Source organism: Nonomuraea sp. B208, from assembly GCF_057536035.1.
Genome location: NZ_BAAJOU010000003.1, coordinates 241247 through 250807, shown reverse-complemented (window position 1 = coordinate 250807; position 9561 = coordinate 241247). Strand labels below are relative to the sequence as shown.

Here is a 9561-nt window from a genome sequence, read left to right as displayed (position 1 = left end):
GCGTCCCTGGTGTTCCACTACCGGGGCTCGTGGGGCGCGGCCGGATCGTGGTCCTGGGCGCACGTGCTGGAGGACGCGGCGGCGGCGGTCGCCGCGATGCGCGACCCCGCGACCGTCGCGGCCTGGCGCCTGGACCCCGACCGGCTGGCCGTGGTCGGGCACAGCGCGGGCGGGTTCGCCGCGCTCATGACCGCGGCCGCGCTGCCGTCGGTGGCCGCCGCCGGGTCGATCGCGGGCTTCGACTTCGGCGCGGCCGCCGCCGCCTGCCGCGCCGACCCCGCGCTCGCCGACGCCTACGTCGAGGCGTGGCGGGACGAGCTGCTCCCGCTCGCCGGCACCAGCGCCGAGGACCTGGTGGCCGAGATGCTGGCGGCCGGCGACGCCTACCGCCTGGCCGGCCTCGCCGACCGGCTGGCCGGGCGCCCGGTCCTGCTCGTCGGCGCGGGCCTGGACACCGTCGCGCCGCCCGAGGTCCACCACCGGCCGCTGGTGGAGGCGTACGCGGCCCAGCCCGGCAGCCTGCTCGACCACCACGTCCTCGACACCGACCACGCCCTCGCCGACCAGCGGGTGGCGCTGACCCGCACGCTGATCGGCTTCCTCGACCGGCGGCTCGGATGACGCCCGCTTCGGGCTGATTCAACGCTGGGTGCGCGGGTAGTTGCGGAAAGTGAACATGCGAACCATCGCCGTTGCCGTGGCCCTGGCGGCCCTGACCGCCGGATGCACGAAGACGACCATCGACACCGCGCAGCACGCGCCGCAGAACGACGGTGCCAACGGCGACGCGAGCCAGACCCTCCACCTGCGCAACGTGTTCGTGCTCAGCGCCACCGACCCGGCCATGCCCTTCCAGCAGAACTACCTGTACGGGGTGGTCATCAACAACGGGCACCAGCCGGCCCAGCTCGAACGGATCACCCCGGAAGGGGGCGGCTCGGTGCAGCTGCCCGGGCCACTCACGGTGCGGCCGCTCGAGCCCGTCGGCACCGGCGAGCGGCCCATCGCCACGGTGACCGGGGTGAGCGGCGGCACGGTGGCGATGACGTTCACCTTCACCGGGGCCTCGCCTCTGCGGCTTCAGGTGCCGGTCATGGAGCGGGCCGGGTCGTACACCCACCTGACGCCGCCGCCCGGCGGCCCCACCGCTCCGGCGGCCTCACCCACCTCCTGATTCCCATCGGACCGCCCGTCCATTGACTTCCCGGACGGAAGGTCGCAGACTCGGGCAACCAGCCACGGCCCGATCAGCACCGCAGAGATCGGGACGGCGGGCACGAACGTCATCGGGGAGACGGCGGCCGGTCGCAGGGGCAGGTCACGCGGGGCGAGGTCCGCGCCGGCTGCGGGGCGCGCACACCCGCCCCGCCACACCCTGCCCCTGCGCCATCGCCCGCGGAACCGCCCCCTTCTCACCATCACCCACGTCCTGGTGTGAACGCATCTATACAGTTAACCAAGCGCTTGCTACGCTCCGCCCATGGTGCCCACCGTCATCTGGGGGACCGGCAACATCGGCCGCGCCGCCATCCGCGCCGTCGAGGCGCATCCCGGCCTTGAGCTGGCCGCCGTCCTCGTCCACGACCCCGACAAGGCCGGCCGCGACGCCGGCCCCCTGAGCGGCCTCGGCCACGACCTCGGCGTGGCGGCGACCACCGACGTGGACGCCGTCCTCGCCGCCGCACCCCGCGCGGTCGTCTACGCCGCCTCCGGCGACATCCGCCCCGACGACGCGCTCGCCGACGTCCTGCGCGCGGTCCGCGCCGGCGCCGTCGTCGTCACCCCGTCCCTCTACGCCCTGTACGACCAGCGCAACGCCCCTCCCGAGCTGCGCGCCCGGGTGCTGGCCGCGATCGAGGAGGGCGGCGGCTCGCTGTTCGTGTCGGGGGTGGACCCCGGCTGGGGCAACGACGTCCTGCCGCTGCTGATCAGCGGCCTCGGCGCCACCGTGGACGTCGTGCGCTGCCAGGAGATCTTCGACTACACCGTCTACGACCAGCCCGACTCCGTCCGCTACCTGGTCGGCATGGGCCAGCCGATGGACTACGAGCCGCCGATGATCGCCCCCACCGTGCCGGCCATGGTGTGGGGCGGCCAGGTACGCCTGATGGCCCGCGCCCTCGGCGTCGAGCTGGACGAGATCCGCGAGCGCGTCGAGCGCCGCCCCCTCGACGCGAGCGTCACGACGCCGGCCATGGGCGTGTTCGAGACGGGCACGCAGGGCGCGCTCCGCTTCGAGGTGCAGGGCGTGGTGGAGGGCGAGGCGCGGATCGTCGTCGAGCACGTCACCCGCATCCATCCCTCCTGCGCCCCCGACTGGCCCGCTCCCCCGGCGGGCGGCGACGGCGCGCACCGGGTGATCATCGAGGGCAGCCCGCGCATCGAGGTGACGGTCGAGGCCACCGACGAGGGCGGCAACCGCGCCGCGGGCGGCAACGCGACCGCCGCCGGCCGCCTGGTGAACGCCATCGACTGGCTGGCGGCGGCCGAGCCCGGCCTGTACGACGCCCTCGACGTGCCGCTCCGCCCCGCGACGGGCCGACTCGGAAGGAAGCACCCGTGATCGTCGACATTCCCGAGGGCAAGGACCCGATCGCGTACGTGTGGGGCGAGATGGTCCCCGGCATCGGCCCCGCCGCCGCGGGCTTCTCCCTGGCCGTGTACGCGCACACCACGCTGGGCCTGCGCGAGTTCGAGGCGGCCAGGCTGCGGATCGCCCAGCTCAACGGGTGCGCGTTCTGCCTGGACTGGCGGACCGAGCGGGACGGCGAGAAGGTCGAGGACGGCTTCCTGGACGCGCTGGCCGAGTGGCGCACCACGGACGCCTTCGACGAGCGCACCCGCCTGGCCGCCGAGTACGCCGAGCGCTACGCCCTCGACCACCACGGCCTGGACGAGGAGTTCTGGGCCCGGATGACGACCCGTTACAGCCAGGCCGAAATCGTCGAGCTGAGCATGTGCATCGGCTCCTGGTGGGCCTTCGGCCGGCTCAACCGGGTGCTCGGCCTGGACACCGCGTGCGTGCTTCCCGGCGCCGGACGGTCCCCCGCCGGCGAGCGTCGTCGAGAGAAGTGAGGAACCCCCCATGAACGACGCCTCCTCCTTACGCCCCTCCTCCGACCTTCGGCTGACCCGACGCGGGTTCATCGCCGGCACCGGCGCCGCGGTCGTCCTGGGCGGGGCCGCCCCCGCGCGGGCGGCCGCCCCTGCCGCGCCCATCGCGGACGGGGCGCACGTCCCGGTCCTGGTCATCGGCACCGGCTACGGCGGCGCGGTCGCCGCGCTCCGGCTGGCCCAGGCCGGCGTGGACGTCCACATGGTCGAGATGGGGATGGCCTGGGACACGCCGGGCACCGACGGCAAGATCTTCTGCAACACGCGCGAGCCCGACTACCGGTCGTACTGGCTGCGCACCCGTACGAAGGCGCCGCTCAACTACTTCCTCGGCTTCCCCATCGACCGCGACATCCCCCGCTACACCGGCGTACTCGACGCCGAGGAGTTCGCCGGGATCACCGTCTACCAGGGCCGCGGCGTCGGCGGCGGCTCGCTGGTGAACGGCGGCATGGCGGTCACCCCCAAGCGGGAGAACTTCGCCTCCGTGCTCCCCACGGTGAACGCGGCCGAGATGTACGACGTCTACTACCCGCGCGCCAACGCCGGGCTCGGCGTCGGCACCATCGACCCGGCCTGGTTCGAGTCGACCGCCTACTACCAGTACGCCAGGGTCGGCAGGAAGCACGCCCAGCGGTCGGGGTTCCCGTTCGTCTTCGTCCCGGACGTCTACGACTGGAACTACATGAAGCAGGAGGAGGCCGGCACCGTGCCCAAGTCGGCGCTGGCCGCCGAGATCCTGTACGGCAACAACGCGGGCAAGAAGTCGCTGCAGAAGACGTACCTGGCGCAGGCGAAGGCGACCGGCCGGGTGGCGATCTCGCCGCTGCACCGCGTCACGTCGGTCGCCCCCGCAGGCTCCGGCCGGTACGCGGTCACGATCGAGCAGCTCGGCACCTCCGGCGCGGTCACCGCCACCAAGACGGTCACCGCCGACCGGGTCTTCTTCGCCGCGGGCAGCGTCGGCACCAGCAAGCTGCTGGTCAAGCTGAAGGCCACCGGCGTGCTGCCGAACCTGAACGGCGAGGTCGGCAAGGGCTGGGGCGACAACGGCAACGTCATGTGCGGCCGGGCGAACCACCTGTGGGACCCGACCGGCGACCGGCAGTCGGCGATCCCGTGCGCGGGCATCGACAACTGGACGGCCGGGGGCGCGTTCGCCGAGGTCGCGCCGCTGCCGACGGGGATCGAGACGTTCGCCTCCTTCTACCTGTCGATCACCCGTAACCCGAACCGCGCCGAGTTCACCTGGAACGCCGCGGCCGGCCGGGTGGACCTGAGCTGGCAGACGGCGTGGAAGCAGCCGTCCATCGACATGGCCAAGACGATCTTCGACAAGATCAACTCCAAGGAAGGAACGATCTACCGGACCGACCTGTTCGGCGTCTACAAGGTCTGGGGCGATCACCTGACGTACCATCCGCTGGGCGGAGCGGTGCTCGGCCGGGCCACCGACAACTACGGCCGCCTGTCCGGCCATCCCGGCCTCTACGTCATCGACGGGGCGCTGATCCCCGGCAACACGACCGTCAACCCGTTCGTCACCATCACGGCGCTGGCCGAGCGCAACATCGAACGCATCATCGCCACGGATCTCTGACCACGGACAGACGTCCGTAGGCCGACCGTCCAGGCACGCCCCCTGCTCGCCTTACCCGGTGACCGCGGCTGGGACGGGCGGTTTCCCGCCCGTCTCAGCCGCCGCTGTGCGGACAACCCGCTCCGACGGTCTAGAGTCGGAGCGGCGGGATCCGAGCAGGGAGGCGTTCACATGGCACGTGCCGACACCGGCCCCGACTTCATCGAGGCGCTGGCCCGCGGCCTCGACGTGATCAGGGCGTTCCAGCCGGGCCGGCCGGTCATGTCCCTGACCGAGGTGGCCACCGCGACCGGCCTCGCCCGGCCCACCGCCCGCCGCATCCTGCTCACCCTCCAGGAGCTCGGCTACGCGCGGAGCGAGGCGGGCGGCTACGCGCTCACGCCGCGCGTGCTGGAGCTCGGCGTCTCCTACGTGCGCTCGATGGGCCTGTGGGAGGTGGCCAGGCCGCACATGGAGCGGCTGGTGGCGCAGACCCGCGAGTCCTGCTCGATCGCCCAGCTCGACGGCTCCGACATCGTGTACGTCGCCCGCGTCGCCGTCCCCAAGATCGTCACCCTCTCCGTGCAGATCGGCACCCGCTTCCCGGCCCTGCAGACGTCCCTGGGCAAGGTCCTGCTGGCCGCGCTGCCGCCCGACCAGGTGGACCGGGTGCTGGCCGAGCCGAGCCGGTCCGGCGTCGAGCCGCGCTGGCGGCCCGACGCGGCCGAGCGGGACGCCGCGCTGCGCGAGGTCCGCGCCAAGGGCTGGGCGATCACGGACGAGGAGCTGGCGCTCGGCATCCGCAGCGTGGCCGCGCCGCTGCGCGACGGGCTCGGCAACGTCATCGCGGCGCTCAACGTCAACGCCCACGCCGCCGAGACCTCGGTGGAACGCCTGTCCGACGAGCACCTGCCGCTGCTGCTGCGGACGGCGAGCGCGATCAGCGCCGACTGGGCGACGTACGAGACGGTCCCGCACGTCACGGTCACCTCGTGACGCCGCCCGCGCAGCTGTCGCGGGCGGTCGAGCACTACCTGTCCGTCGCCGACCGCCTGGCCCCGGGCCTGGTCACCGGCTGCTACGTCGTCGGCTCGGCCGCCCTCGGCGACTGGCGGCCGGACGTCAGCGACATCGACGTGGTCGCCGTCGTGGGCCGGACGGCCGGCGAGCGGGAGCTGCGGCGGCTGTCGCTGCTGCACAAGCTGGGCAACCTGCGGGCCGCAGGACGGGCGCTCGCCCGCCGGCAGCCGCACCTGCCCGGCACGGTCAACGCCGTCTTCGTCGCCGCCGCCGACCTGCGCGAGCCGGTCACCAGGATCCGGCCGGTGGCCTCGCACAGCGGCCCGTCGTTCCGGCGCGGGCAGGGCTTCGACGTCAACCCGGTGATGTGGACCGTGCTCCGCGAACGCGGCATCCCGGTGCGCGGGCCCGCCCCGGCCACGCTGGGTCTCGACCCGGAGCCCTCGCTGCTCCGCTCCTGGACCCTCGACCAGCTCCGCGGCCACTGGGCCCGTTACGCCTCGCGGGCGCTCTCCGCCCGGCCGCCGCGCAGGCGGCTGCAGTCGCCGTACGGGCTGGCGCTGGCGTACGCGCTGTCACCGCCCCGGCTGCACCGTACGGTGGCGACCGGCGAGGTGATCTCGAAGGAGGAGGCGGGGGCGTACGCGCTGGACACCTTCGACCCTCGCTGGCACCCCCTCCTCCAACTCGCCCTCGCCCACCGCCGCGGCACCCCCGGCCCCGCCCTCGACCCCTCCCGGGTCCCCCGCCTGACCGGCGAGTTCATCCACGAGGTGATCGCCGCCGCACGTACGGAGTTCAGGGGGTGAGGACCAGGCGGCCGGAGGTGGTGCCGGTGGACTGGCGGTGCCAGGCGGCGGGGGCGTCGGTCAGGGGGATGCGTTCGTGGGCGACGTGGAGGCGGCCCTCCAGTGCCAGTGACGCCACGTGGCCCATCGCCGCCGCCCGCTGCTCGCCCGTCAGCTCGTTGTTGGTGTAGCCGAGCACCCGCAGGGAACGGCCGCGCAGAGTTGAGGAGTCGAGCGGGGACGTCTCCCCCGCCGAGCCGCCCAGGTTGACCAGCCGTCCGCCGGGCCGCAGCGTGCGGGCGGCGGCCGCGGCCGGGACGCCGTACAGCGGGTCGAGGACCAGGTCCACGGGGCCGTCGCAGGCGGCGGTGAGGCGGGCGGCCAGTGCGGCCACGTCGTCGCCTGGCTCCAGCGGGACGACGGCGTCCGCGCCCGCCTTGGCGGCGCGTTCGCGGGCGGCGGCCGAGCGGGCGGCGGCGACGACCCGGCGGGCGCCGTGGGCGCGGGCCAGTTGCACGGCCGCCTGCCCGACCGCGCCCCCGGCCCCCAGGACGAGCACCTGCTCCCCTTCCGCCAGCTCGCCGCGCCAGGTCAGCGCCTGGTACGCGGCCACGGCCGACAGTCCGAGCGCGGCCACCGCGACCGGGTCGGCCCCGGCGGGCAGCTCGACCAGGTCCGCGGCCGGCACCCGGGCCAGCTCGGCCATGCTGCCGTCGCCCGGCGCCATACCGGCGCGCGTCGGGAACCACACGAGCCGCCCGTCATCGGTGAGCGTGCCGACGCCCTGGACGCCGGGCACGTACGGCGTCGCCGGCGTCCCGAAGTACGACGTCCCGCTCGCGCACAGCAGGTCGAGCGGGGTGATGGGCGCGGCGAGCACCCGCACCAGCGGCTCGTCAGGACCCGGTTCGGGATCGGGGCACTCGGCGACGACGGGCGGCTCGCCGCACGTCACGATCCGCGCGGCTCGCATCGCGCATCCTCTCCTTTATGTGGATATGTCTGGGTACGGGAGGCTGTACCCGGACAACCGCTGCGCATACTCCAGCTGGAACCCCAGCGGTTCCGCGTAGTCCCGCTCGAACATCGCGATGAACAGCGTCAGCGTCAGGAACGGATGCGCCCCCAGCTCGAACAGCTTCGGGTAGTCGTGCGTGGCCAGCGCCTCCCGTTCGGCGTCGTCGAAGCTCAGCCAGGTCGAGCGCTCGTCGAGGTGCGAGCCGAGGATGCGGCCCGCCTCCTCGGCCTCCCACCACTCGACGGTGGCCCGCGGCTGCTCGCGGTAGCGTTCGACCAGCTCGGGATCACGATCGACGGTGAACAGGAACTTGTCGAGCAGATACTTGCTCATGCGCGGCCGCCTCCGTCCGGATACCAGGTGAAGTACGCCTCCATGGTGTGGAACAGGTCGTAGGTGTCGGTGTAGTCGGCCTTGCGGCCCTCACCCGCGACCCCCATCATCAGCATGAAGTCCATGAACCCGTGGGTGGCGTTGCCGGGGCTCCACAGGCTGTCGAGGGTGACCTCCGACAGGCAGCCCTCCAGGTCGCCCGTGGAGATCCACTCGACGGCCCTGCGGTCGAACTCGGGGTCGGGGCCGTGCGGCCCGAACTGGCGCGGCCCGCCGAGCTCCAGCGACAGGTGGCCGGTGCCGATGACGGCGACCCTGCGGTCGTCCGGCCACGACTCGATCAGCTCGCGGATGGCCTGCCCGAGCTGCACGAAGCGTTTGGGCTGCGGCAGCGGCGGGGCGAAGATGTTGGTGTAGACGGGCACGATCGGCAGGTCGTTCTGCGGGCGCAGGGTGATGATCGGGCACGTGATCGAGTGGTCGATCCGCAGCTCGTTGGAGAAGGCCAGGTCGAAGCCGAGGTCGAGGCCGCCGCGCAGGAGGTGGGCCGACAGGTCCTCCTCGCCTTGGCAGGTCATCCGGGGCAGGCCGAACTCGCGTTCCTCGTTGTACCAGTTGGCGTCGTAGAAGGGGGCCTTGCCGACCAGGAACTGCGGCATGTTGTCCAGCCACAGCTGGTGGAAGTGGTCGGAGCCCACCATGACGAGCACGTCCGGGTTCGCCCTGGTCAGGGTCTCGCGGAAGGCCATGACCTTGCGCACCCACTCGTCGGCGAACGGCGGCCGGTCGGCGCCGGTCGCCGTGGACGCCCGGTAGTAGAAGGGATGGTGGGTGGACGCGATGACCGCGACGAGCTCAGCCATGCAGACCTCCGTCGGCGTACGGCTCGGGGGGGATGGACCGGTTGTTGAGGTCCACGGACAGGAAGATGTCGTTGGCCACGGGGTGGCGCAGCTCCTCGGCGAGCTGCCCGATGAGCCCGGCGGTCCGCGCCAGCAGGGCGAAGGCGCGCAGCAGCTCCAGCGGCAGGCCGAGGTCGGCGAGCGCGGCCCCGCACACCCCGGCGCCGTTCAGCGGCAGCGTCCGGCCGAGCACCTGGGGGTGGACCCGGCCGACGGCGGCGAACAGCGACAGGTGCGGGCCCACCAGGCCCTCCTCGGCGGCGATGGCGAACAGCCGGGGCGTGCGCGGGTCGCCGTCCTTGTGCACGTGGTGGCCGAGGCCGGGGATGAGCGCGCGGCGCTCCCTGCGGGCGCGTACGGTCTCCAGGGCGAGCGCGTCCCACCCGGCGTCGTCCGTCGGCAGCGGCCCTTCGCGGGCGCGCAGCACGTCGGCGAGGAACCGGCCGCAGTCCTCGGTGACGCCGAGGAAGCGCGAGCCGCCGCCGAGCAGCCCGGCCGCCAGTGCCCCCTGCACGGAGTCCGGCGCCGACAGGTACGTCAGCCGCGTCACGATCGCGGTCGGCGTGAACCCGTGGTCGGCCAGCGCGGCGAGCACCGCCTCGAACACGCGGGCCTCACCCGCCGTGGGCCGGCGCTGGGCGGCCAGCCAGAACGCCAGCTCGCCGAAGCCCACGTGGCCCATGACGTCCTCGGCGAGGTCCTGCCCGAGCAGGGTGATCGTCGTCCGTGACGACGCCCCGAGCGCCGTCGGATAGTCGCGCTCACCCTTCTGAGGGTCGTCGGACGGTCGCTCGCTCACGCGCCCTT

11 protein-coding genes are annotated in these 9561 nt (G+C 73.5%); 7 read left to right on the top strand and 4 right to left on the bottom strand.

Features of this window, described 5'->3' with window-relative positions; all coding sequences use genetic code 11:
- From AC27IY_RS02460 to AC27IY_RS02430, 7 genes are all read left to right on the top strand, one after another.
- Window positions 1–621, top strand: a 621-nt coding sequence (locus AC27IY_RS02460) for an alpha/beta hydrolase (protein WP_487176984.1), incomplete at its 5' end; no start/stop codon positions are given.
- Window positions 622–676: 55 nt separating this feature from the next.
- The gene (locus AC27IY_RS02455; RefSeq protein ID WP_344204454.1) at window positions 677–1174 is read left to right on the top strand and encodes a hypothetical protein; all 498 of its coding nucleotides are present in this window, start codon (window positions 677–679) and stop codon (window positions 1172–1174) included.
- 306 nt (window positions 1175–1480) lie between these two features.
- Window positions 1481–2563, top strand: a complete 1083-nt coding sequence (locus tag AC27IY_RS02450; RefSeq protein ID WP_487176983.1) for an NAD(P)H-dependent amine dehydrogenase family protein — start codon at window positions 1481–1483, stop codon at window positions 2561–2563.
- Window positions 2560–3075 carry a carboxymuconolactone decarboxylase family protein gene (locus AC27IY_RS02445; RefSeq protein WP_423444974.1) on the top strand — a complete coding sequence of 172 codons (516 nt, stop codon included), beginning with the start codon at window positions 2560–2562 and terminating at the stop codon, window positions 3073–3075. Before AC27IY_RS02450 ends, AC27IY_RS02445 begins: the two co-directional genes overlap by 4 nt.
- Window positions 3076–3085: 10 nt before the next feature.
- Entirely contained in the window at window positions 3086–4714 is a 1629-nt protein-coding gene (locus tag AC27IY_RS02440; RefSeq protein ID WP_487176982.1) for a GMC oxidoreductase, read from the top strand.
- Between the two features lie 171 nt (window positions 4715–4885).
- A complete protein-coding gene (locus tag AC27IY_RS02435; protein WP_344204463.1) occupies window positions 4886–5689 on the top strand; it encodes an IclR family transcriptional regulator domain-containing protein in 804 nt (267 codons plus the stop codon).
- Window positions 5686–6522 carry a nucleotidyltransferase domain-containing protein gene (locus AC27IY_RS02430; protein WP_487176981.1) on the top strand — a complete coding sequence of 279 codons (837 nt, stop codon included), beginning with the start codon at window positions 5686–5688 and terminating at the stop codon, window positions 6520–6522. The genes AC27IY_RS02435 and AC27IY_RS02430 overlap by 4 nt, the downstream gene beginning before the upstream one ends.
- On the opposite strand, the gene AC27IY_RS02425 is transcribed toward AC27IY_RS02430, so the two are convergent.
- Genes AC27IY_RS02425 through AC27IY_RS02410 form a run of 4 tightly spaced genes read right to left on the bottom strand, consistent with a single transcriptional unit; the run spans window position 6512 to window position 9553 of the window.
- Window positions 6512–7474, bottom strand: a complete 963-nt coding sequence (locus tag AC27IY_RS02425) for a zinc-binding dehydrogenase (protein ID WP_487176980.1) — start codon at window positions 7472–7474, stop codon at window positions 6512–6514. The two genes, AC27IY_RS02430 and AC27IY_RS02425, sit on opposite strands and share 11 nt — an antisense overlap.
- Before the next feature lie 15 nt (window positions 7475–7489).
- Window positions 7490–7852 (bottom strand): hypothetical protein, encoded by a 363-nt coding sequence (locus AC27IY_RS02420; protein ID WP_344204474.1) that lies wholly within the window; start codon window positions 7850–7852, stop codon window positions 7490–7492.
- Window positions 7849–8715, bottom strand: a complete 867-nt coding sequence (locus AC27IY_RS02415; RefSeq protein ID WP_344204477.1) for a DODA-type extradiol aromatic ring-opening family dioxygenase — start codon at window positions 8713–8715, stop codon at window positions 7849–7851. Before AC27IY_RS02415 ends, AC27IY_RS02420 begins: the two co-directional genes overlap by 4 nt.
- On the bottom strand, window positions 8708–9553 hold the full coding sequence (locus tag AC27IY_RS02410) for a citryl-CoA lyase (RefSeq protein ID WP_423444980.1): 846 nt from the start codon (window positions 9551–9553) through the stop codon (window positions 8708–8710). The genes AC27IY_RS02415 and AC27IY_RS02410 overlap by 8 nt, the downstream gene beginning before the upstream one ends.
- Between the last annotated feature and the right edge of the window lie 8 nt (window positions 9554–9561).

Bases quoted from the DNA above. Each gene is read 5' to 3' on its own strand.
- AC27IY_RS02435 (WP_344204463.1), top strand. From the start codon at position 4,886: ATGGCACGTGCCGACACCGGCCCCGACTTCATCGAGGCGCTGGCCCGC.
- AC27IY_RS02440 (WP_487176982.1), top strand. From the start codon at position 3,086: ATGAACGACGCCTCCTCCTTACGCCCCTCCTCCGACCTTCGGCTGACC.
- AC27IY_RS02450 (WP_487176983.1), top strand. From the start codon at position 1,481: ATGGTGCCCACCGTCATCTGGGGGACCGGCAACATCGGCCGCGCCGCC.
- AC27IY_RS02425 (WP_487176980.1), bottom strand. From the start codon at position 7,474: ATGCGAGCCGCGCGGATCGTGACGTGCGGCGAGCCGCCCGTCGTCGCC.
- AC27IY_RS02415 (WP_344204477.1), bottom strand. From the start codon at position 8,715: ATGGCTGAGCTCGTCGCGGTCATCGCGTCCACCCACCATCCCTTCTAC.
- AC27IY_RS02455 (WP_344204454.1), top strand. From the start codon at position 677: ATGCGAACCATCGCCGTTGCCGTGGCCCTGGCGGCCCTGACCGCCGGA.
- AC27IY_RS02420 (WP_344204474.1), bottom strand. From the start codon at position 7,852: ATGAGCAAGTATCTGCTCGACAAGTTCCTGTTCACCGTCGATCGTGAT.